This window comes from Bradyrhizobium sp. SZCCHNRI3052 (assembly GCF_032484895.1).
In the GTDB taxonomy this organism is placed as follows: Bacteria; Pseudomonadota; Alphaproteobacteria; order Rhizobiales; family Xanthobacteraceae; genus Bradyrhizobium.
This window is the reverse complement of the sequence record NZ_JAUETW010000008.1, coordinates 162882-182822: the sequence shown is the minus strand read 5'-3', so window position 1 is coordinate 182822 and position 19941 is coordinate 162882. Positions and strand designations below refer to the sequence as shown.

General features: G+C 65.6%; 22 protein-coding genes and 1 other RNA gene. 11 read left to right on the top strand and 12 right to left on the bottom strand.

Features of this window, described 5'->3' with window-relative positions:
• Nucleotides 1-6: 6 nt before the first annotated feature.
• The 3 genes from QW887_RS22030 to arsH all read left to right on the top strand — a co-directional run bounded on the left by QW887_RS22030 (nt 7) and on the right by arsH (nt 1523).
• Nucleotides 7-243: a thioredoxin family protein gene (locus tag QW887_RS22030; protein WP_315756369.1), complete on the top strand. Its 237-nt coding sequence runs from the start codon at nt 7-9 to the stop codon at nt 241-243.
• A complete protein-coding gene (locus QW887_RS22025; RefSeq protein WP_316183972.1) occupies nt 228-743 on the top strand; it encodes a heme-binding protein in 516 nt (171 codons plus the stop codon). Before QW887_RS22030 ends, QW887_RS22025 begins: the two co-directional genes overlap by 16 nt.
• Before the next feature lie 78 nt (nt 744-821).
• Complete coding sequence (gene arsH, locus QW887_RS22020) at nt 822-1523, top strand: arsenical resistance protein ArsH (RefSeq protein ID WP_316184307.1); 702 nt, start codon at nt 822-824, stop codon at nt 1521-1523.
• A gap of 883 nt (nt 1524-2406) precedes the next feature.
• On the opposite strand, the gene QW887_RS22015 is transcribed toward arsH, so the two are convergent.
• The 11 genes from QW887_RS22015 to QW887_RS21965 all read right to left on the bottom strand — a co-directional run bounded on the left by QW887_RS22015 (nt 2407) and on the right by QW887_RS21965 (nt 12369).
• Complete coding sequence (locus QW887_RS22015; protein WP_315752480.1) at nt 2407-3909, bottom strand: Do family serine endopeptidase; 1503 nt, start codon at nt 3907-3909, stop codon at nt 2407-2409.
• 231 nt (nt 3910-4140) lie between these two features.
• On the bottom strand, nt 4141-4347 hold the full coding sequence (locus QW887_RS22010) for a DUF2065 domain-containing protein (protein ID WP_315713359.1): 207 nt from the start codon (nt 4345-4347) through the stop codon (nt 4141-4143).
• A gap of 120 nt (nt 4348-4467) precedes the next feature.
• Nucleotides 4468-5406, bottom strand: coding sequence for a protease modulator HflC (locus QW887_RS22005; protein WP_316165983.1), 939 nt, complete (start codon nt 5404-5406; stop codon nt 4468-4470).
• Entirely contained in the window at nt 5403-6530 is a 1128-nt protein-coding gene (hflK, locus tag QW887_RS22000) for an FtsH protease activity modulator HflK (protein ID WP_315713361.1), read from the bottom strand. Before hflK ends, QW887_RS22005 begins: the two co-directional genes overlap by 4 nt.
• A gap of 250 nt (nt 6531-6780) precedes the next feature.
• On the bottom strand, nt 6781-7293 hold the full coding sequence (locus QW887_RS21995) for a dihydrofolate reductase (RefSeq protein ID WP_315752478.1): 513 nt from the start codon (nt 7291-7293) through the stop codon (nt 6781-6783).
• On the bottom strand, nt 7290-7775 hold the full coding sequence (locus tag QW887_RS21990) for a GNAT family N-acetyltransferase (protein WP_315752477.1): 486 nt from the start codon (nt 7773-7775) through the stop codon (nt 7290-7292). The genes QW887_RS21995 and QW887_RS21990 overlap by 4 nt, the downstream gene beginning before the upstream one ends.
• 3 nt (nt 7776-7778) lie before the next feature.
• Nucleotides 7779-8573, bottom strand: a complete 795-nt coding sequence (locus QW887_RS21985) for a thymidylate synthase (RefSeq protein WP_315713364.1) — start codon at nt 8571-8573, stop codon at nt 7779-7781.
• A gap of 270 nt (nt 8574-8843) precedes the next feature.
• On the bottom strand, nt 8844-10358 hold the full coding sequence (locus QW887_RS21980; RefSeq protein ID WP_315752476.1) for a tripartite tricarboxylate transporter permease: 1515 nt from the start codon (nt 10356-10358) through the stop codon (nt 8844-8846).
• 7 nt (nt 10359-10365) lie between these two features.
• Nucleotides 10366-11145 (bottom strand): tripartite tricarboxylate transporter TctB family protein, encoded by a 780-nt coding sequence (locus QW887_RS21975; protein ID WP_315713366.1) that lies wholly within the window; start codon nt 11143-11145, stop codon nt 10366-10368.
• A gap of 97 nt (nt 11146-11242) precedes the next feature.
• A complete protein-coding gene (locus QW887_RS21970) occupies nt 11243-11776 on the bottom strand; it encodes a chromate transporter (protein ID WP_315713367.1) in 534 nt (177 codons plus the stop codon).
• Nucleotides 11773-12369, bottom strand: coding sequence for a chromate transporter (locus tag QW887_RS21965; RefSeq protein WP_315713652.1), 597 nt, complete (start codon nt 12367-12369; stop codon nt 11773-11775). The genes QW887_RS21970 and QW887_RS21965 overlap by 4 nt, the downstream gene beginning before the upstream one ends.
• A 94-nt stretch (nt 12370-12463) precedes the next feature.
• Between QW887_RS21965 and ssrA the strand changes: the two genes are divergently transcribed.
• The 7 genes from ssrA (at nt 12464) to QW887_RS21930 (ending at nt 18123) form a co-directional block, all read left to right on the top strand.
• Nucleotides 12464-12818, top strand: a transfer-messenger RNA (tmRNA) gene (gene ssrA, locus QW887_RS21960).
• Between the two features lie 261 nt (nt 12819-13079).
• Nucleotides 13080-13610: an SspB family protein gene (locus QW887_RS21955; protein WP_316183973.1), complete on the top strand. Its 531-nt coding sequence runs from the start codon at nt 13080-13082 to the stop codon at nt 13608-13610.
• 96 nt (nt 13611-13706) lie between these two features.
• Nucleotides 13707-15131, top strand: coding sequence for a class II fumarate hydratase (gene fumC, locus QW887_RS21950; protein ID WP_316183974.1), 1425 nt, complete (start codon nt 13707-13709; stop codon nt 15129-15131).
• A 238-nt stretch (nt 15132-15369) separates the two neighbouring features.
• On the top strand, nt 15370-15555 hold the full coding sequence (locus QW887_RS21945) for a DUF4169 family protein (RefSeq protein ID WP_315713370.1): 186 nt from the start codon (nt 15370-15372) through the stop codon (nt 15553-15555).
• Nucleotides 15555-15842, top strand: coding sequence for a ribbon-helix-helix domain-containing protein (locus QW887_RS21940; RefSeq protein ID WP_315713371.1), 288 nt, complete (start codon nt 15555-15557; stop codon nt 15840-15842). Before QW887_RS21945 ends, QW887_RS21940 begins: the two co-directional genes overlap by 1 nt.
• A gap of 107 nt (nt 15843-15949) precedes the next feature.
• Nucleotides 15950-16225: a ferrous iron transport protein A gene (locus QW887_RS21935; RefSeq protein WP_315713372.1), complete on the top strand. Its 276-nt coding sequence runs from the start codon at nt 15950-15952 to the stop codon at nt 16223-16225.
• Between the two features lie 20 nt (nt 16226-16245).
• Entirely contained in the window at nt 16246-18123 is a 1878-nt protein-coding gene (locus QW887_RS21930) for a ferrous iron transporter B (protein WP_315713373.1), read from the top strand.
• Between the two features lie 16 nt (nt 18124-18139).
• Here QW887_RS21930 and QW887_RS21925 read toward each other — a convergent pair whose 3' ends face one another.
• Nucleotides 18140-18928: an NAD(P)H-dependent oxidoreductase gene (locus tag QW887_RS21925; RefSeq protein WP_316194958.1), complete on the bottom strand. Its 789-nt coding sequence runs from the start codon at nt 18926-18928 to the stop codon at nt 18140-18142.
• Between the two features lie 89 nt (nt 18929-19017).
• Between QW887_RS21925 and QW887_RS21920 the strand changes: the two genes are divergently transcribed.
• Entirely contained in the window at nt 19018-19941 is a 924-nt protein-coding gene (locus tag QW887_RS21920) for a LysR family transcriptional regulator (protein WP_316183978.1), read from the top strand.

The window sequence follows — 19941 nt, the reverse complement described above, 5'->3', positions numbered from 1 at the left end:
AGCCCCATGAAGAACGTCAAAATTCTCGGCTCCGGCTGCAAGCGCTGTGTTCAGACTGCAGCAATGGCCTCCTCGGAAGCAAGCAAGCTCGGCATCGAGATCGAGCTGGAAAAGATCACGGACTTCGCCGACATCGCCCGGTTCGGCATCGCCTCGACGCCGGGCGTGGTGATCGACGGCAAGGTCGTCCATGCGGGCGGCCTGCCGAAGCCAGAAGACATGGCGAAATGGCTGTCGGCGTGATGGTGTTGCGTCCGCTGCTCGCAGTGGTCCTCCTGCTCGGCCCGGCTTTCGTGGCGCGCGCCGACGAACCCACGTGGACGCGCCGGATCATCGCGCCGGACACGGCGCTCAAGGCGGCACAGGCGGCGCTCGCGGAGTGCCGCAAACGCGGCTGGCAGGCTACCGTGACCGTGAGCGATCCGTCGGGGCTTGCGCTGGTCACCCTGCGCGATCGTTTCGCCGGCTGGCATACGCTAGAGGCCGCGACGGGCAAGGCGCGGACGGCCGCGAGCTGGCGCGAGGCGACGAGCACGCTCGCAGCCCGCCTGGCACGACCGGATGCTCCGGAACGGGCCATCGTCAACGTTCCCAGCGTTGTCATGGTCGGCGGCGGCATGCCAATAGAGGCCGCTGGCCAGCAGGTCGGAGCGATCGGCGTATCCGGCGCGCCCGGAGGCGACAACGACGACATCTGCGCGACGGCCGGCATCGAAGCCATCGCTGCGGACATCGCGTTCTGAGCGCTTGTACCGGCGGATCTCGAACGAGGACGGCCAACGCCGATCATTTTGCCGGAGGATACCGCGTTGTCTGACACGATGCCTCAATTGGACGAAACCTCATTCCGTGCCATCGACCGCGCGAAGCTGCTGGAGCCTGCGCGCTCCTCCCACCCTCCGCGAATCCTGCTGCTCTACGGATCGCTCCGGCAACGCTCGTTCAGCCGGCTGCTGACCGAGGAAGCGGCGCGCCTTCTCGTGCGCTTCGGCGCGGAGACACGGACTTTCGATCCGCGCGGCTTGCCGCTGGTCGACGACGCCGAGCCGGATCATCCGAAGGTCCGCGAGCTGCGCGATCTCGTGACCTGGAGCGAAGGCATGGTGTGGTGCTCTCCGGAGCGGCACGGCGCGATGACCGGCGTGATGAAGACCCAGATCGACTGGATCCCACTGTCGCTCGGGGCCGTCCGGCCGACACAGGGGAAGACGCTGGCGGTGATGCAGGTTTCTGGCGGCTCGCAGTCGTTCAACGCGGTCAATCAGCTGCGCGTGCTCGGCCGCTGGATGCGGCTCATCACTATCCCGAACCAGTCCTCGGTGCCCAAGGCGTTCGCGGAGTTCGACGACGCGGACCGCATGAAGCCGTCCCCCTATTACGATCGCCTCGTCGACGTGATGGAAGAGCTGGTCAAGTTCACACTGCTGACGCGCGACCGCGCCGACTATCTGGTCGACCGCTACTCCGAGCGCAAGGAAAGCGCCGAGGCGCTGTCGCAGCGGGTCAATCAGCGGTCGCTCTGAGCCGGCGCTCCCGGGAGTTCGCGGATGGCGGCCACCGCCTTCTGATAAAAATAATTATCTTGCGTATTTCCGGAATTCATGATTGTATCCGCGCATCCCGCCTCACTGCGGAGGGGCGTTGCGCGCGATCGTCACGACACGCGAGGCGGGGAGCGATGGCCGCGAGAGATCGCAGCGTCTTCTCACGAGGGCGCCGACGAACGATCGCTTGCGGACGTGAAGTCGCAGCGTCCTGACACCCCGATGCTGGTGTCACGTTCGCGACGGCGCTAAAGCGCCGCGCGGACAATGGTGGCCAACAAGCCCGGCGCACCAGGGAGACTGCGTATAAGCGTGAAGACCGTCGCGCAGGGAATGCCGGTTGAATCGGCTTTGCCTGTGGTACCTGCCGCCTGCATTTTTTTTCGCAGGCGGGCCATGGGTGAGGCCTTCACCCGGCATTCCCTGCGCCCTCTGCATTCTCGCGAGGGACGAACTGATCGCAGACCTCGGGCGCGATGCGCCGCGAGACTGCAAAGCTATGTCGATCGCTGTTTGAGCCGTGAATTCGCCTTGCGAACCGTCGTCGTCCCGGACAAGCCACGGCGCGCGCCAGCGCGTCGGGGCGCCGATCCGGGATCCATACGCCGCGGCCGTCGTGACGAGCAAACAGCCAATGATCAGGCCGCCCCAAACTGCTCCCTGGGGGCTATGGTCCCGGCTCGAGGCCGGGACGACAGCGGAGTGTGGAGCTGCCGCAGGGTGGGCAAAGCAGCGCCCGCAGGCGCAGCGTGCCCACCACCGTGCCGCGAGCTCGGAGCCGGATGGTGGGCGCGGCGCGGGAGAGAGCGCCTTGGCAGGCGCACCTCACGGCGCGCCTTTGCCCACCCTACTGCATCGTGCCCTACTGCAGGCTCAACGCGACGAAGCGCAGCTCGCCGTCGGCGTTGGAGACGAGCAGCAGCACCGACTTCTTGCCGTCCTTCTTGAGCTGGTCGACGCGCTTCTTGATATCGGCGCCCGAGGTCACCGCCTCCTGGGCGACCTCGACGATGACGTCGCCGGCCGACAGCCGCTTCTCGGCGGCGTCGGAGGCCTGGTCAACACCGGTGACGACGACGCCCTTGACGCTGTCCTTGATCTTGTAGCGGGCGCGCAGGTCCTTCGACAACGCGGCGAGATCGAGCCCGAGCGCCTTCTGGGTCACCGGCTTCTCGGCCGGCTCGTCCTTCTTGATCGCCGCCTGCTGCACCTTCTCGGTGTCCTCGAGCCGGCCGAGCTTGACCTTGAGCGTCTGCTCCTGGCCCTTGCGGATGACGATGACGTCGACCTCCTTGCCGACGGCGGTGTCGGCGACGATGCGCGACAGGTCCTTCGGCTCCTTGATGTCATGGCCGTCGAACTTGACGACGACGTCGCCCGGCTCGATGCCGGCCGGCTTGGCCGGTCCCTTGTCGTCGACGCCGGCGACCAGCGCGCCCCGCGCCGGCTTGATGTTGAGGCTCTCCGCGATCTCGTCGGTGACGCCCTGGATGCGCACGCCGAGCCAGCCGCGGCGCAGCTCGCCGAACTGGCGCAACTGGTCGACGACGCCGGCCACGGTCTTCGAGGGCACCGCGAAGCCGATGCCGATCGAGCCGCCCGACGGCGAGATGATCAGCGTGTTGACGCCGATGACCTCGCCCTCGAGGTTGAACAGCGGGCCGCCGGAATTGCCGCGATTGATCGCGGCGTCGGTCTGGATGTAGCTGTCATAGGGCCCCGACGAGATGTCGCGGTTCTTGGCCGAGACGATGCCGGCGGTGACGGTCCCGCCGAGACTGAACGGGTTGCCGATCGCGACCACCCAGTCGCCCAGCCGCAGCTTGTCGGAGTCGCCGAACTTGACCACCGTCAGCGGCCGCGGCGGCTTGAACTTGAGCACCGCAAGGTCGGTCTTCTTGTCGACGCCGACCAGCTCGGCCTTGATCTTGGTGCCGTCGTTGAGGATCACGTTGATCTCATCGGCATCGGCAATGACGTGGTTGTTGGTGACGACAACGCCCGAGTCGTCGACGATGAAGCCCGAGCCCAGCGAGTTGGTGCGGCGCGGCGAGTTGTCGGCACCGCCCCGGCCGCCCGGACCGCCGCGGCGGTTCTTGAAGAAATCGTCGAAGAACTCCTCGAACGGCGAGCCCGGCGGCACCTGCGGATTGGCGTTCCGCCCCTCGGACGAGCCGCCCTTGGGCTCGACAGTTTGCGAGGTCGAGATATTGACGACGGCGTCGATCACCTTTTCGGCGACATCGGCGATCCCCTCCGGCCCCCGCGCCGAGGCCGGGGCCGGCGCGAGCGCCCAGCCCGCGGCAAGGACCGCCGCGGTCAGGATCGGGCGCAGTCGACGGCTGAAAGCAAGGGTTGCGGTCATCGGGCGGATCTCCAGAAAAGTCGGCAAATTCAACTGTTACAGTGCGCCGGAACCGGCGGGGGACGCAAGCACGCCGGATCGGACCGCAGATTCATCATTGAGGGCGACCTAATACGGCAAAATGGCGCAGCCATCGCCTCACAATGGCGTTGGCCGGGCAGCAGATCGTCATTGCAGCGGTCGGGCCTCGTTCCCGTGCGACGGGCACGCAAACGCACGACAATCCGCCGCTCAGATCGGCCGCCGGATCACCCAGATCAGGACCAGGCCGGCCACCGCCGAGCCGATGCCGACTGCGCGCAGCACGTTGTCGGGCGTGGTCATCGCGGTCTTCATGGCCCGCCGCATCCACTCCGGACTTGCCGCGAACAACAGGCCTTCGAGCACGAACAGGATACCTAATCCGATGAGGAAATCGGAAAACGCAATGGACCTCATCGGACCCGGACCTCCCGTTCGATCTTCTTGATATGTAACGGGGCGAAGCAACGGCTTCGCCCCCTCCATGTCAACTCTTATTCGCCCCGATCAACGGGCCCGGCATCGAGGCAGGCGCCATCAGGGCTTGGGTGCCGGCACCGCGACGGCCGCGGTCGAGCTGGCGGTGGACGGCGTCTCCCCCGTCGGCTTCCCCGAGGGGTTGGCGAAGTAGCGGAAGAACTCCGAATCGGGCCGCAGCAGGAAGCGGGTGTCGCCGGATTTCAGGCCGTTCTCATACGCCGCCATCGAGCGGTAGAAGGCGAAAAAGTCGCGGTCCTTGTTGTAGGCCTCGGCGAACAGCCGGTTGCGTTCGGCATCGCCGGCGCCGCGGGTCTGCTCCGCCTGCGAGTTGGCCTCGGCGACGATCACGGTGGCCTCGCGATCGGCCTTGGACCTGATCTCCTGGGCCTTCTGGCCGCCGAGCGCCCGGAACTCCTCGGCCTCGCGCTGCCGCTCGGTCTTCATCCGGTTGTACACCGCCTGGCTGTTGGCCTCCGGCAGGTCGGCGCGGCGGATGCGGACGTCGACCACCTGGATGCCATAGGCGTCGGCCTCCTTGTCGAGCTGATCGCGGATCTTGCGCATCAGCGCCTCGCGCTCGTCGCGCACGACTTGCGTGAAGGTGACCTCGCCGAGCACGCGGCGCAGCGCGGCGTTCAGCAGCGTGCCGAGCTGGACGTTGGCGGTCTGGATCGAACCGACGCTCTGGTAGAACTGCAGCGCGTTCTTGATCTTGTAGCGCGCGAAGGCGTCGACCACGAGCCGCTTCTGGTCGAACGCGATCACCTCCTGCGAGGGGTTCTCGAGGTCGAGGATGCGCTTGTCGATCGAGATCACGTTGTCGATGAACGGTGCCTTGAAGTTCAGACCGGGCTCCGTGACGACGTCGACCGGCTTGCCGAACCGCACCACCAGCGCCTGCTCGGTCTGATTCACGGTGAACAGCGAGCTGTAGCCGATGACGACGAGCACGAGCACGGCGACGAGCGCGACGATGCCTGCAACGGGGGACCTCATCGGACGCCTCCCTGCTGAGCAGCCGGCGCCGGACGGCGCGGCAAGAGATCGCCGAGCGGCAGCAGCGGCACGGGGCCGCCGGTGGCGCCGCTGTCGAGCACGAGCTTCTCGGAGCCACCGAGCACGCGCTCCATGGTCTCGAGATAGATCCGTTCGCGGGTCACGTCGGGCGCCTTCTTGTACTCGTCATAGACCTTGAGGAAGCGCGCGCTCTGGCCCTTGGCCTCGGCGATCGCCTGCTCCTTGTAGCCCTCGGCGACCTGCAGGATCTGCGCGGCACGACCGCGCGCATCCGGCACCACCTTGTTGGCATAGGTCTGGGCTTCGTTCTGGAGACGCTCGAGGTCGGCACGCGCCGCCTGGACGTCGCGGAATGCCTCGATCACCTGGGCCGGCGGATCGACCTTCTGCATCTGCACCTGGGTGATCTGGATGCCGGAGCCGTAATTGTCGAGCGTCTTCTGCATCAGTTCCTGCACGTTCTGCTCGATCACGGTGCGGGCACCGGTGAGGATCGGCTGGATGTTGGAGCGGCCGATCACCTCGCGCATCGCGCTCTCGGCCACCGCCTTCACGGTGCCCTCGGGGTTCTGGATGTTGAACAGGAAGTCGGCCGCGCCCTTCGGCTTGATGCGCCAGAGCACGGTGACGTCGACGTCGACGATGTTCTCGTCGCCGGTCAGCATCAGGCTTTCCTCGGGGACATCGCGACCGCCGCGGCCGCGCCGGCCGGGATCGTCATTGGCGGTGATGCCGATCGAGATCGAGTTGACGCGCAGCGCCTTGGGCAGCAGCACGGTCTCGATCGGGTAAGGCAGGTGATAGCGCAGGCCCGGCTGCTCATCACGGACATATTTGCCGAAGCGCAGCACGACGCCGAGCTCCTCGGACTGCACGCGGTAGATGCCGGAGGCGAGCCAGATGATGATGGCGCCGAGCACGATCAGGAGCACGCCCGCGGTGCCGAAACCGCCGCCCGGCACGAACTGCTGCAGCCGGTCCTGGCCGCGCCGCAGAAGATCTTCCAGGTCGGGCGGCCTTGGACCGACCGGTTGCGGTCCCGAGCCCCAGGGCCCCTTCGGACCCTGACCCCACGGGCCTCCGCCCTGATTCTTCCACGCCATCGATCGATCTCCTCCGAGAGGCTGAGTGTACACCAACGCCGGCCCCGACGGTCGCCGGGTTATAAGGGACGGCCCCGCCCCTTACAACGTAGCGCTCCAGCTAAGCCCGAACCGGGTTTTGTCAATGTAAACAGGGCCGGAAGCGCCCGTTTGCCGCGGCCTCAGCTCCGCCACGCGGCCAAACTGCGCGACTTCATCATTAACGGATGGTCTTGAGGGGGCCGTCGCGTCGATCCGACCGGCGAAACGCTCACCGCCGCCGGCGATAGGTGACGTAGGAGAATTCGGCCTGATCGTCGGGCCCCGAGGCATGGCGCTCCCGCGCCACCTCTTCCCATTGGGCCGGGTCGATCGCCGGAAACACGGTATCGCCAGGCGGGCTCGCATGCACCTCGGTGATCTCCAGCCGGTCGGCGACCGGCATCGTCGCAGCAAAGAGCTCTGTGCCTCCGATGACCGCGATCTCCGCGGCTGAACGCCGCAGCGCATCACCACGCGCGATGCCGAGCGCTTCATCGACGGTATGGGTCACGATCGCGCCCGGCGCGCGAAACTCGGCATCGCGGGTGACGACGATGTTGGTGCGGCCCGGCAGCGGCCGGCGCGGAAACGAGACGAAGGTCTTGCGGCCCATCACGATCGGGCGGCCCATGGTCATCGCCTTGAAGCGCTGCATGTCGCTCTTCTGCCGCCACGGGATCGCACCGGCGGCGCCGATGATGCCGTTGTCGGCGACCGCGACGATCAGCACGATCTCGATCACGGCGCCCTCTCCGCCAGTTGAGCCAGAGCTTCGCCGGTCACCTTGCATAGCGTCCACTCGTCCATGAGCTCGGCGCCGAGCGATTTGTAGAAAGTGATGGAAGGAGCATTCCAGTCGAGCACCGACCATTGCAGCCGCGCCCAGCCCTTTTCGACGCAGGTCCGCGCGAGGTGACCGAGCAAGGCCTGGCCGATGCCATTGCGGCGAAACGCCGGCCGCACGAACAGGTCTTCGATATAGATCCCTGGCTTGCCGGCAAACGTGGAGAAGTTGACGAACCAGACCGCGAAGCCCGCCACCGCGCCGTTCCATTCGGCGAGATCGCAGAACAGCGTCGGGTGCTCACAGAACAGCGCGCCGGCGATGTCGGCCTCGCTCGCGTCGACCTCGTGCGATAGCTTCTCGTAGTCGGCGAGGTCCCGGATCAGCGCGAATACGCTTCCGATGTCGTCAGGCCGGGCGCTACGGATCGAAACCGGCATGCGTCAGACCGCGACCTCGGCCTTGATATGCGGATGCGGATCGTAGCCGGCGAGCGCGAAGTCCTCGTAGCGGAAGCCGAAGATGTCCTTGACGTCCGGATTGAGCGTCATGGTCGGCAGCGGACGGGGAGCGCGCGTGAGCTGCAGCCGCGCCTGCTCGATATGGTTGGAATAGAGATGCACGTCGCCGAAGGAGTGCACGAATTCGCCGGGCTTCAATCCCGTCACCTGCGCCGCCATCATCGTCAGCAGCGCATAGGATGCGATGTTGAAGGGCACGCCGAGGAAGACGTCGGCCGAGCGCTGGTAGAGCTGGCACGACAATCTGCCGTTCACGACATAGAACTGGAACAGGCAGTGGCACGGCGGCAGCGCCATCTTCTCGACGTCGGCCGGGTTCCAGGCTGTCACGATCAGCCGGCGCGAATCCGGATTGCGCCTGATCATGTCGATCACGTTCGTGATCTGGTCGATATGACCGCCGTCCGGCGTCGGCCACGAGCGCCACTGATAGCCGTAGACGGGGCCGAGATCGCCATTGGCGTCGGCCCACTCGTCCCAGATGGTGACGCCGTTGTCGTGCAGATATTTGATGTTGGTGTCGCCCTTCAGGAACCACAGCAGCTCGTGCACGATCGCCTTGAGCGGCAGCCGCTTGGTGGTCACCAGCGGAAAGCCGGCCGCAAGGTTGAAGCGCATCTGGTGGCCGAACACCGACAGCGTGCCGGTGCCGGTGCGGTCGTGCTTCTCGGCGCCGTCGGACAGGATGCGTTCGAGCAGGTCGTGATACTGGTGCATGGTGCGCGCTGGCGGCCTTTCGCAGAAGGCGGCGAATTTAACGGCAGGGATCGCCCGGCCCTAGCCTCGACTCGGCCGGGCCGCCAATTATACCCCGAAAAATGTCGGCCACCGCTGCAAACGACAAGGGCGGAACCGCACGCTCCGCCCCCCCTCCCGATCCATGGCCGTTCCGTACGAGCTCGCCGGCTTGAGGACCGCGGACCATTTGACGATCTCGCCCTTCACCAGCGTCCCGAGCGCCTCCGGCGTCCGGTCCGCCGACGCGGGTCAGCCTTCGCTCTCCACGAAGACCTCGTCGCGCTTGCGGCGCAACGTCGGCAGCACCGCCAGCACCAACAGCCCCGCCGCGATCGCGAGCAGCACGGCCGACAGCGGCCGCGTCAGGAACACCGACCAGTCGCCGCGCGAGATCAGCAGCGCCCGGCGCAGGTTCTCCTCCATCAACGGGCCCAGCACCATGCCGAGCAACAGCGGCGCCGGCTCGAAATCATGCTTGATCAGCCAGTAGCCGACGAGGCCGAACGCGCCCGCCAGGACGACGTCGACCGGCGCGTTGTTGACCGAATAGATGCCGATCGCGCAGAAGATCACGATCGACGGGAACATCAGCCGGTATGGCACGCGCAACAGCCGCACCCAGATGCCGACCAGCGGCAGGTTGATGATGATCAGCATGAGATTACCGATCCACATCGAGGCGATCATGCCCCAGACCAGATCGGGCTGCTTCTGCATCACCTGCGGGCCCGGCACGATGCCGTGGATGGTCATCGCGCCGACCATCAGCGCCATGACCGCATTCGGCGGAATGCCGAGCGTCAGCAGCGGAATGAAGGAGGTCTGCGCCGCCGCATTATTGGCGCTCTCCGGCGCCGCGACGCCCTCGATCGCACCGCGACCGAACCGCGACGGATCTCGCGCGATCTTCTTCTCCAGCGTATAGGCCGCGAACGAGGCGATCACCGCACCTCCGCCCGGCAGGATGCCTAGGATCGAACCGAGCACCGTGCCGCGCAGGATCGCCGGCGCGGAGTCCTTCAGATCCTTCCTGGTTGGCATCAGGCCGGTGATCTTCTTCTGCACGAGGTCGCGGTCCATCTCCGCGCCGGCATCGAGATTGCGAATGATCTCGGCAAAGCCGAACACGCCCATCGCAACGGTGGCAAAGCCCAGGCCGTCGGCGAGCTCGGGAATATTGAAGGCCATGCGCGAGACGCCGGTCTCGATGTCCGAGCCGACCATCGACAGCAGCAGGCCGAGCACGATCATTGCGATCGCCTTCAGCACCGAGCCCTTCGCCAGCACGACTGCGAAGATCAGGCCCAGCACCATCAGCGAGAAATACTCGGCCGGACCGAACGCCAGCGCGAGCTTGGTCAACGGCGCGCCGAGGATCGCAATCAGCACGGTGGCAACGCAGCCGGCGAAGAATGAGCCGATCGCGGCAATCGCCAGCGCCGGACCGGCACGGCCCTGCTTCGCCATCTGGAAGCCGTCGAGCGCGGTCACCACCGACGTCGCCTCGCCGGGAATGTTGACCAGGATGGAGGTCGTCGAGCCGCCATACTGGGCGCCGTAGTAGATGCCGGCCAGCATGATCAGCGCGCCGACCGGCGGCAGGCCGAAGGTGATCGGCAGCAACATCGCGACGGTGGCGATGGTCCCGATGCCCGGGAGAACGCCGACCAGCGTGCCGACCAGCGCGCCGATCAGGCACATCAGCAGATTGATTGGCGACAACGCGACGGCGAAACCGTGGGCGAGATTTGCAAACAGATCCATCACGCCCTCACTGCAAAAGGAAACGCGGCAACAGCGGCATCGGCAACCCCAGCACGTAGGGGAACAGCAGCGCGCAGCCGCCGGTCAGGCAGATGCCGACGATCAGGGCCTCGCGCCAGCGCGTCTCGGGGCTGCCGATCGCCGCGATCAGGAAGCTTGCAAGCCCCGTGACCAATAGTCCGAGCGGGCGAATGGAGACGGCGAAGGTCAGGATCGCGAGCGAGACGAACAGCGGTCCGCGCCAGTGATAGGTCGCAAGCTGCGCGCCTTCACTCACGACGCCGATCACGGCCACGGCAGCTCCGAGCCCTAGCAGCAGCAGACCGAACATCCGCGGCGCAGTTCCGGCACCGAACGAGAAGCCGCGCATGCCCTGCAGGTCGCTGGAGGCCCACAACGCGAACAGCGCGATCGCCATCAGCACGACGCCGCCGAAATAGTCCTGCGGCGCGCGTGGACGTACCATGAATGTGAACACCGCGACCGCGATCAGCGGATAGGTGTAGATGAGAGCCAGCAGAACATCGGAAGACAGCGAGGTCTTGCCGCTTGCGGCATATTGCTGCGCCAGGCTCGGGATCGCCATTGACAAGGCCGACGCATGGGCTCCAATGACCTGCAGCGGACCGCGTCCGGAGAGTGGACCTACAAGACCGGCCAAGGCGATCAGCAGTTCGATGATCTGTGGCGCGAAGGCAAGGACCAGAATGATCGATGCGCCGGTCACGCTGCGGGCGGCCGACATGCCCGCCGTTTCGCCCGACAATTGGCCCGTGGTCTCGGCCATGCCTCGCCCTCCCCGATCGGCCTTGATGGCCGGCACTGTTTTCGTTCGGCGGCCCGGAGCAAACCGGTCGCGCTTCTATTTTGCCTAGCGACTTTCCCTAGAGAAGGCCAGCAAAACCAAGACAGCCGCCCGCGGCGAGCAGCCAGAGCGGATTGAGTCGCGTCATAGATGCAACGACTGCGGCAAGGACCGTCAGCGCGAACGCCCGCCACGTCTGGTCGGAAGCCTGACCGAGAATCCATGCGCTCGCCGCCATCAAGCCGATCGACAACGGCACCAGCGTCGCCTGCAGCATGGCGGGCCAGCGCGCATCCCGCGCATTCGAGAGCCAGCGGCTGACAAAATAGGAGAGCACGGCGGTGGGACCGCACATCGCGATCGTCGCGACCGCCGCACCTGCCACGCCTGCGACCGAATAGCCGATCAGGGTGACGATCAGAACGTTGGGCCCGGGCGACAATTGCGAGAGTGCGAACAGATCGGCGAACTGTTTGTCCGTCATCCAGTGCCGGGCCTCGACTGCAACACGTTGCAGTTCGGGAATCGCCGCCACTGCGCCGCCAACCGCAAACAGCGAGATCAACGCAAAGGTCCAGAACAGCTGGAACAACGGATTGTCGTCCCCGCTCATCGTGCCGACCGCGTCTTGGCATAGGTGACGGCTAGGCTGAGCGGCACGGCCACCAGCAGAACCTCCTGAAGCGGCAGGCGCGCCAGCCCGATCGCCACGAACACGCCAGCCACGACGGCAACGCCCGCCACGTCGCTCTTCTTCAGGAGCGGCGAGATCATGCGAAACACCACCGACGCCAGCAGACCCACGGCCACGCAGGACACGCCTGCAAGCGCCCGTCGCCACGTGTCGGCTTGTCCAAAATGACCGTAGATGGCACCGAGAGAGGTGATCAGCAGCATCGGTGGTCCGAGCAGGCCTGCAAAGGCAGCGATTCCACCCGCGACACCGCGCAATCGCGCGCCGAACACCACGGAGAAATTCACGATGTTCGGTCCGGGCAGGAAATGACAGAGCGCGAAGGTCGCGTTGAACTCCTCCGCCGTCATCCAGTGATGCTCATCGACGATCGCACGCCGCGCGAACACCAGCACGCCGCCGAAGCCCGACAGCGACATCTTCGCGAATGCGAAGAAGAGCGTGCGGAGGCTGGGCGGGTGTCTGGCGATGTCGGCAGCGGGAGAGGCAACCTGCGCAGCTTCGGGAGGCATGCCGCACTGTAGGAGGACGAAAACCAGGCTACCAAGGTCGAACCAGAGGTTCCCAGCAGCCGCCCACATTTTTGTCGCGCGCCGCGGCGTTTCGGCCCTGTGCATCCGCCGGCCGGCGGCCTATATAGGGGGTGCCGGCTTGCCGGCTATGGAAATAAATCGCCGTCGAAATAAACCATTCGGACCCGGGGGCGGTACCCGGCGCCTCCACCAAAGCCCACCGACAGATGGGTTTTGGCGGGGGCGAAATAGGATCGACGAGGGCGTAAAGGGCGAGCTTTTTCCCGGTATTGTTCCGCCGTTATCGGGCTACTGCAATAGTTGCCAACGACAACTTTGCTCCGGTTGCTCAGGCTGCGTAACGCAGTTTGAAAGACCACCTTAAAGTCCTAACGGGTTAAGCTCCGTTAGGCGGGGTTCGGAGGCACCTGGCAACAGAAGCCTCCACTTTCACTTGCCCCGCTTTGGCCGGTCTCCCCGTCGCGGGCCGTGCTGTCCCCAGTTTTTTGGCGCGTCATCCGTTCATTCCTCCGTTGACCGGACTTCCGCCAGCTTCTACCCGTTCCCATATCTGGCGATCGACCGGCATGGCTGCTGACCTCGGCACCGATGCCGGGTACGATGTGACTGACGCGAGTCGGGAATGCTGCTGCCTGCCGGGCGCGGCCGCTCGACACGTCGGGCGCAGCCCTCACGATACAGGACCGATCATGGCGACGGATCATATTCGATACGATGTGCTGGCGCGCGACGCGTTGCGCGGGGTGCTGCGCCGGGTGCTGACCGACGCTGCTGCCCATGGTCTCCCGGGCGAGCATCATTTCTTCATCACCTTCGTGTCCAAGGCCGAGGGCGTGAAGCTGTCGCCGCGGCTGCTCGCGCAATATCCGGAGGAGATGACGATCATCCTGCAACACCAGTTCTGGGATCTGGTGGTTTCGGAGGATCGGTTCGAGGTCGGCCTGTCGTTCGGCGGCATCCCTGAGCGCCTCGTGGTGCCGTTCCACGCGATCAAGAGCTTCTTCGATCCGTCCGTGCAATTCGGACTGCAGTTCGAGCCGTCGGAGGCGATTGCCGAGACGCCGCCAGCTCCGAAGCTGCCGGCCGCACCGGCGCCATCGGCCATCGCCGGTCCGCTGCCTGCGACACCGGCCGAGACCAGCGACGACAAGCCGCTCCCGCCGGCCTCGCCGGGAGAAGGCGCCGAGGTCGTGCGCCTGGACCGTTTCCGCAAGAAGTAGGCGCATTCGCCGCGCGCGGAACGCCGGTTGGACCACTAGATTGAAGCATGCTTGAACCGGTCGACGCCGGTTCACCACCAATCATGGGCATGCTTCATGGCACATTCAGCAAATCCATCATCGCACGGAGCGACGCGCACGGAGACCGACAGCTTCGGCCCGATCGAGGTCGCCGCCGATCGCTATTGGGGCGCGCAGACCGAGCGCAGCCGTCAGAATTTCCGCATCGGCCACGACCGCATGCCGATCGCCATCGTGCACGCGCTTGCGCTGGTGAAGATGGCCGCGGCCCAGACCAACCGCGAGCTCGGCCTGCTCGAGCCGCGCATGGCGGACGCCATCGTCCAAGCGGCGCAGGAGGTCATCGACGGCAAGCTCGACGACCACTTTCCGCTGGTCGTCTGGCAGACCGGCTCGGGCACCCAGAGCAACATGAACCTCAACGAGGTGATCGCCAATCGCGCCAGCGAGCTGCTGGGGGGCGAGCGCGGCACCAAGAAGCCCGTTCATCCGAACGACCACGTCAACATGAGCCAGTCGTCCAACGACTCGTTCCCGACCGCGATGCACATCGCCGCAGCGCGCGCGATCTCGGGCCATCTGGTGCCGGCGCTGTCGGAGCTGCTGGCGGCATTGCGCGCCAAGCAGGAGGCGTTCGCGGACATCGTCAAGATCGGCCGCACCCACACCCAGGACGCCACGCCGCTCACGCTGGGGCAGGAGTTCTCCGGCTACGCCGCGCAGGTCGAGAGCGCGATCGCAAGAATCGAGATTGCGGCGCGGGATCTCCTGCCGCTGGCGCAGGGCGGCACCGCCGTGGGCACCGGCCTGAACGCGGATCCGAAGTTCGCAAAGCTGTTCGCCAAGCATGTTGCCGACATCACCGGCCTGCCCTTCACCAGCGCGGCCAACAAATTCGAGGCGCTCGCGTCCAACGACGCCTATGTGTACACCCATGGTGCGCTGAATGCGGCGGCCGCCGGCCTGTTCAAGATCGCTAACGACATCCGCTTCCTCGGCTCAGGCCCGCGCTCCGGATTGGGAGAATTGATCCTGCCGGAGAACGAGCCGGGCTCCTCGATCATGCCGGGCAAGGTGAACCCGACGCAGTGCGAAGCGCTCACGATGGTGTGTTGCCAGGTGTTCGGCAATCACACGGCGATCACCATGGGCGGCAGTCAGGGTCATTTCGAACTGAACGTCTACAAACCATTGCTTTCACATTGCATGATGCAGTCCATACAATTACTAGGTGATTCAGCACGTTCATTCAGCGAACATTGCGTAACCGGTATTCAGGCCGACGCTGCTCGCATTCGCGAGCTGATGGAGCGCTCGCTGATGCTGGTGACAGCGCTTGCGCCGAAGATCGGCTACGACAACGCTGCCAAGGTCGCGAAATCAGCGCATCAGCGCGGCACCACGCTGAAACAAGAGGCCTTGCGGCTCGGTCTCGTCTCCGAGGACGAATTCGACCGCCTCGTTCAACCCGAGAGGATGACAAGGCCGGGGCGAGCGTAGCGGTAGCCCCGTAGTACTACGGGGGGTGATGCAATTCTCGCTGTTAACCCCTAAAGGATACTCTCGACTACAAGTTCTGCTGCGTTTGTTGAGTAAACAAATCCCGCTCGCAACGACGCGAATGGCCATCGAACTATCAGGGAGCGATGACATGATTGTCTGGAGAACGCCTGGGCTCATCCGCGCAATGCGCATGCTCTCGTCGCGACGTTCGATGGCTTAGATGATTGGAGCAAGCATGGGTGATGTCATCAACTTGAAGCGTTTCAGAAAGCGCGTGGAGCGCGATCAGGAAGCGAAGGTCGCCGAAAGCAACCGCGCTCGCTTCGGCAGGACGAAGTCCGAACGCGCAACTGACGCCCAACGCGACAAGCGCGCGAACGAATTACTCGATCAACATCGTATCAATGGCGAGGACGCGTGATGAAGTCGCCCGTCGTAAAACGTTCAATCGTGGTCGCAGGCCACAAGACCAGCGTCAGCCTCGAAGAGGCCTTCTGGAACGGCATGAAGGAGATTTCGGGTCTCCGTAACATGACCCTGTCCGAGCTGGTCGGAGAGATCGACAACAATCGCCAGCAGGGCAACCTGTCCTCGGCGATCCGGCTGTTCGTGCTCGACCACTTCAAGAGCCGCGCCGCAGCGTCTTCAGGCCTCGAGCCGAAGGCGGCGGTGGACACCCGGCACACGGCAGCCGCCGCGGCTCCTTGAGGCAGATCAGACGGCGATCCGCCCGGCCTGTTTAAAATCGCTCTAAGATGCCGCGGCATTTAACATGCCGCGCTTGACCTCTTGGCACGCGATTGAAAATACAGGCTATGAGCGAAATCTGCGATACAAGGCCGCCTCAGCCGCTCGGTCTCGCCCGGCGAGGCTATACCGGAACAATCCAGCATCTGGCTGCGGGCGGCGCAAGCTCGTCCCTGCCGGACGTCGAATTGGAGAGCCGGCTGATCGAACTGGGCTTCGTCGAGGGCGCCCGGGTCGAAATCCTGCATGAGGGGATCGTCGGGCGCGACCCGATCGCCGTGCGTGTCGACAACATCACCGTCGCGGTCCGCCGGCGCGAGGCCATGGCCGTCATCGTGGCATAGGCCGCGCGGAAAGCGTCGTCATGGAAAGCCCTCTGCTGCATCTGGCCCTGGTGGGTACGCCCAACAGCGGCAAGACCTCGCTGTTCAACGCGCTGACGGGAAGCCGCCAGAAGGTCGCGAACTATCCCGGGGTCACGGTCGAGCGCAAAGAGGGCGCCTTCGTCACCCCGCAGGGCCGCCAGGTCTCGCTGGTCGACCTGCCCGGCACCTATTCCTTGCGCGGTCGCAGCCCTGACGAGGAAATCACCAGGGATTTCGTGCTGGGACGTGCCACCGGCGAGGTCCTGCCCGACCTGGTGTTGTGCGTTGCCGACTCCACCAACCTCAGGTTGACCATCCGGCTGCTGCTCGAGCTCAAGAGCACCGGCCGGCCGCTGGCGCTCGTGCTCAACATGTTCGACATCGCCAAGCGGCGCGGCGTAACGGTCGACGTCTCCGCGCTGTCGCAGGCGCTGGGCGTGCCGGTCGTGACGTCGATCGCCGTGCGCAAGGGCGGCACCGACGACCTGCTGCGGCTGACCGACGAACTCCTGGCCCAGGCGGCCGCGGCCACCGGAGAGCGCGCCAACACCTGGCGTCCCCTCACGGTCCCGGAGCTGCGCGCCACCCAGCGCGAGGCCGACCGTATCATCGCGGAGACGGTCAGCCTGCCCGAGCGGCCCGATACCTGGACCGCCCGGATCGATGCCATCGCGCTGCATCCGGTCGGCGGCCTGCTGATCCTGCTGGCGATCCTGTTCGTGATGTTTCAGGGGGTGTTCGCCTGGGCCCAGCCGCTGATGCAGGTGCTATCGGCGGCTTTTGATGCGCTCGGCCAGCTCGTTCACGACGAGCTTCCCGAAGGCCTGCTGCAGAGCTTCCTGCAGAACGGGGTGATCTCCGGCGTCGGCAGCGTCATCGTCTTCCTGCCGCAGATCATCATCATCTTCCTGTTCATCCTGCTCCTGGAAGATTTCGGCTACATGGCGCGCGCGGCGTTCCTGATGGACCGCATCATGGGCGGCGCCGGGCTGCATGGCCGCGCCTTCATCCCGCTGCTCTCGAGCTTTGCCTGCGCCATTCCCGGCATCATGGCGACACGCGTGATCGACAACCGGCGCGACCGGCTCACCACGATTCTGATCGCGCCGCTGATGACCTGCTCGGCGCGGATCCCGGTCTATACGCTGATCATTTCGGCCTTCATCCCGCCGACCAAGATCTGGGGCCTGGTCAACCTGCAGGGCCTGGTGATGTTCGGGCTCTACGCCGCCGGGATCATCAGCGCGCTGCTGGTGTCGTTCCTGGTCAAGTTCTTCCTGATGCGCGACTACCAGCCGGCGCCGTTCATGCTGGAGCTGCCGGACTACAAGATGCCGCGGTTGCGCAGCATCGCGATCGGCGTCTACACCCGCGCCAAGATGTTCTTGCAGCGCGCCGGCACCACGATCTTCGCGATGATGGTGCTGATCTGGTTCCTGGCGTCGTTCCCGCAGCCGCCGGAGGGCGCGACCGAGCCCGCGATCAATTACAGCCTCGCGGCGATGATCGGCCAGGCGATCGCCCCCCTGCTCTCGCCGGTCGGCTTCAACTGGCAGATCGCGGTGGCGCTGGTACCCGGCATGGCCGCCCGCGAAGTCGCAGTCGCCGCGCTCGGCACCGTCTATGCGATCGAAGGCGGCAAGGAGGCCGCCGAGCAGATCGGACAGGTGCTGGCCAGCAAATGGAGCCTCGCCACGGCGCTGGCGCTGCTCGCCTGGTACATTTTCGCCCCGCAATGCGCCTCGACGCTCGCCGTCATCCGCCGAGAAACCGGCAGCTGGCGCTGGATGGCTGTCACCTTCTTCTACATGTTCGCGCTGGCCTATGCGGCGGCGTTCGCGACCTACCACATCGCGGTCGCGATGGGCGCGGGCTGAGCCCGCGCCCTCCGCGTCAGCGCGCGGCGTCGACATGCAGCGCGAAGCCGCGCGCGTCCGGCGCGCCGAGCTCAGAACGAAGCTGCATCGACGGGATCAGATAGTCGCCGTGGTTCTGCCGCCGGTACGGAATCGGCTGATCCGTGAACAGCGTCCGCATCCGCGCGCGCAGTCGGTCAGCGATCTCAACAAATCCGGCCTCGTCGATCCGGCTCGCCTTGTGCGCCACGAAGGCCGGCAGCACGTCGAAGCCGGGATAGAACAGGATGCCATGGTTGATCGGAAACAGGAGATCGTCGATCGGCCCGTTGATGCCGCGCGCCGAATAGTGCTCCTCCCAGCCGCCGGTGGTCACGACCAGCATCGCGCGCTTGCCGGCAAACACACCCTCGCCATAGCGGTTGCCCCAGCGCTTGTCGCTGTGCTCGCCGACGCCATAGGTGAAGCCGTAGGAATACACCCGGTCGACCCAGCCCTTGAGAATCGCGGGCATCGTGAACCACCACAGCGGGAACTGCAGGATGACCGCGTCGGCCCACAAGAGCTTCTCTTGCTCGGCCCTAACGTCGTCAGTGAGCGTGTGCGTCTTGAAGGCCTCGCCCGACGCGGTGGCAACGTTGAGGCGCGCATCCGGCGGCAGTTGCGGAAAGTCGGCGCGATCCGCAGCCGCCTTCCAGCCGATCGCATAGAGATCCGAGACCCTGACCTGATGGCCTTGAGATTCGAGCTCGGCGGCCGCGACGTCGCGTAGGGCGCCGTTGAGCGAGCGGGGTTCTGGGTGGGCGGAGACGAGCAGCACATTCATGGCCTTGATCCCTTTGCTGGAACAGCCGGAACATAGACGCGCGCCACCTATCCACTATATGGCATATATCGATAACATTATGCTGATTTATGGATAAGTCAGGCATCAGCCTCATCAACATGCGCAGCTTCGTCCGGGTTGCCGAGCGCGGCAGCCTGTCGGCCGTGGCGCGCGAGCTCGGGCTGGGCCAATCCACCATCTCGCGTCACCTTCAGGAATTGGAGGATGCGATCGGCGTGCCGCTGCTCAGCCGCACCACCCGGCGCGTCACCCTGACCGACGAAGGCAGCCGCTATTACGCGAACTGCGTCCAGATCCTCCGCCTGATCGACCAGGCCGGCGACGAGGCACGCGGTGCGCGTGGCGCCGCCGCCGGCACGATCCGGATCTCCTGTACGGCGGCCTTCGGGATCCTGCACATCACGCGGCTGGTCTTCGCGTTCCAGGATCGCTATCCGGACATCGCGATCGATCTCAATTTGACCGACGAGCGCATCGACCTCGTGCGGGAGGGTGTCGACATCGCACTGCGTCTCGCTCCGCTCACCGACAGTTCTCTGAAGCTGCGGCCGCTCGGCTACTCGCACCGGCTTCTTGTCGCCTCGCCGGACTATCTGGAGAAACGCGGCACGCCGCGCACGCCGCAGGAGCTGATCGGGCATGACGGCGTCCGCATGACCAACGTCGCGGGCAGCGAGTCGCTCGTCGTCATGGGACCCGACGGAGAACGCCATGAGGTGCCGTTCAGAGGCTGCTTCCGCACCAATCACGGACTCGCGGTTCGAGAGGCCGTGCTGTCCGGGCGCGGAATCGGCGGGAGCCATGCGTGGCTGGTCGACGACCTCATCGCGGCTGGCAGGCTGACGGTCATCCTGCCCGACCACCGTCTGCCATCGACTCCCCTCAACATGCTGATCGTCCCGGAGCGCGCCGGCATCGCGCGCGTGCGGCTGCTGATCGACTATCTCGCCGAGGAGATCGTCCGGCTGCCCGGCATCCGGCCCGAGCCCTGA

What these genes read in the sequence shown, in the direction of transcription:
- QW887_RS22030 (WP_315756369.1), top strand. Translation starts at nt 7, where the DNA reads ATGAAGAACGTCAAAATTCTCGGCTCCGGCTGCAAGCGCTGTGTTCAG.
- QW887_RS22025 (WP_316183972.1), top strand. Translation starts at nt 228, where the DNA reads ATGGCTGTCGGCGTGATGGTGTTGCGTCCGCTGCTCGCAGTGGTCCTC.
- arsH (WP_316184307.1), top strand. Translation starts at nt 822, where the DNA reads ATGCCTCAATTGGACGAAACCTCATTCCGTGCCATCGACCGCGCGAAG.
- QW887_RS22015 (WP_315752480.1), bottom strand. Translation starts at nt 3,909, where the DNA reads ATGACCGCAACCCTTGCTTTCAGCCGTCGACTGCGCCCGATCCTGACC.
- QW887_RS22010 (WP_315713359.1), bottom strand. Translation starts at nt 4,347, where the DNA reads ATGAGGTCCATTGCGTTTTCCGATTTCCTCATCGGATTAGGTATCCTG.
- QW887_RS22005 (WP_316165983.1), bottom strand. Translation starts at nt 5,406, where the DNA reads ATGAGGTCCCCCGTTGCAGGCATCGTCGCGCTCGTCGCCGTGCTCGTG.
- hflK (WP_315713361.1), bottom strand. Translation starts at nt 6,530, where the DNA reads ATGGCGTGGAAGAATCAGGGCGGAGGCCCGTGGGGTCAGGGTCCGAAG.
- QW887_RS21990 (WP_315752477.1), bottom strand. Translation starts at nt 7,775, where the DNA reads ATGCCGGTTTCGATCCGTAGCGCCCGGCCTGACGACATCGGAAGCGTA.
- QW887_RS21985 (WP_315713364.1), bottom strand. Translation starts at nt 8,573, where the DNA reads ATGCACCAGTATCACGACCTGCTCGAACGCATCCTGTCCGACGGCGCC.
- QW887_RS21980 (WP_315752476.1), bottom strand. Translation starts at nt 10,358, where the DNA reads ATGGATCTGTTTGCAAATCTCGCCCACGGTTTCGCCGTCGCGTTGTCG.
- QW887_RS21975 (WP_315713366.1), bottom strand. Translation starts at nt 11,145, where the DNA reads ATGGCCGAGACCACGGGCCAATTGTCGGGCGAAACGGCGGGCATGTCG.
- QW887_RS21970 (WP_315713367.1), bottom strand. Translation starts at nt 11,776, where the DNA reads ATGAGCGGGGACGACAATCCGTTGTTCCAGCTGTTCTGGACCTTTGCG.
- QW887_RS21965 (WP_315713652.1), bottom strand. Translation starts at nt 12,369, where the DNA reads ATGCCTCCCGAAGCTGCGCAGGTTGCCTCTCCCGCTGCCGACATCGCC.
- QW887_RS21955 (WP_316183973.1), top strand. Translation starts at nt 13,080, where the DNA reads ATGGCGACGGATCATATTCGATACGATGTGCTGGCGCGCGACGCGTTG.
- fumC (WP_316183974.1), top strand. Translation starts at nt 13,707, where the DNA reads ATGGCACATTCAGCAAATCCATCATCGCACGGAGCGACGCGCACGGAG.
- QW887_RS21945 (WP_315713370.1), top strand. Translation starts at nt 15,370, where the DNA reads ATGGGTGATGTCATCAACTTGAAGCGTTTCAGAAAGCGCGTGGAGCGC.
- QW887_RS21940 (WP_315713371.1), top strand. Translation starts at nt 15,555, where the DNA reads ATGAAGTCGCCCGTCGTAAAACGTTCAATCGTGGTCGCAGGCCACAAG.
- QW887_RS21935 (WP_315713372.1), top strand. Translation starts at nt 15,950, where the DNA reads ATGAGCGAAATCTGCGATACAAGGCCGCCTCAGCCGCTCGGTCTCGCC.
- QW887_RS21930 (WP_315713373.1), top strand. Translation starts at nt 16,246, where the DNA reads ATGGAAAGCCCTCTGCTGCATCTGGCCCTGGTGGGTACGCCCAACAGC.
- QW887_RS21925 (WP_316194958.1), bottom strand. Translation starts at nt 18,928, where the DNA reads ATGAATGTGCTGCTCGTCTCCGCCCACCCAGAACCCCGCTCGCTCAAC.
- QW887_RS21920 (WP_316183978.1), top strand. Translation starts at nt 19,018, where the DNA reads ATGGATAAGTCAGGCATCAGCCTCATCAACATGCGCAGCTTCGTCCGG.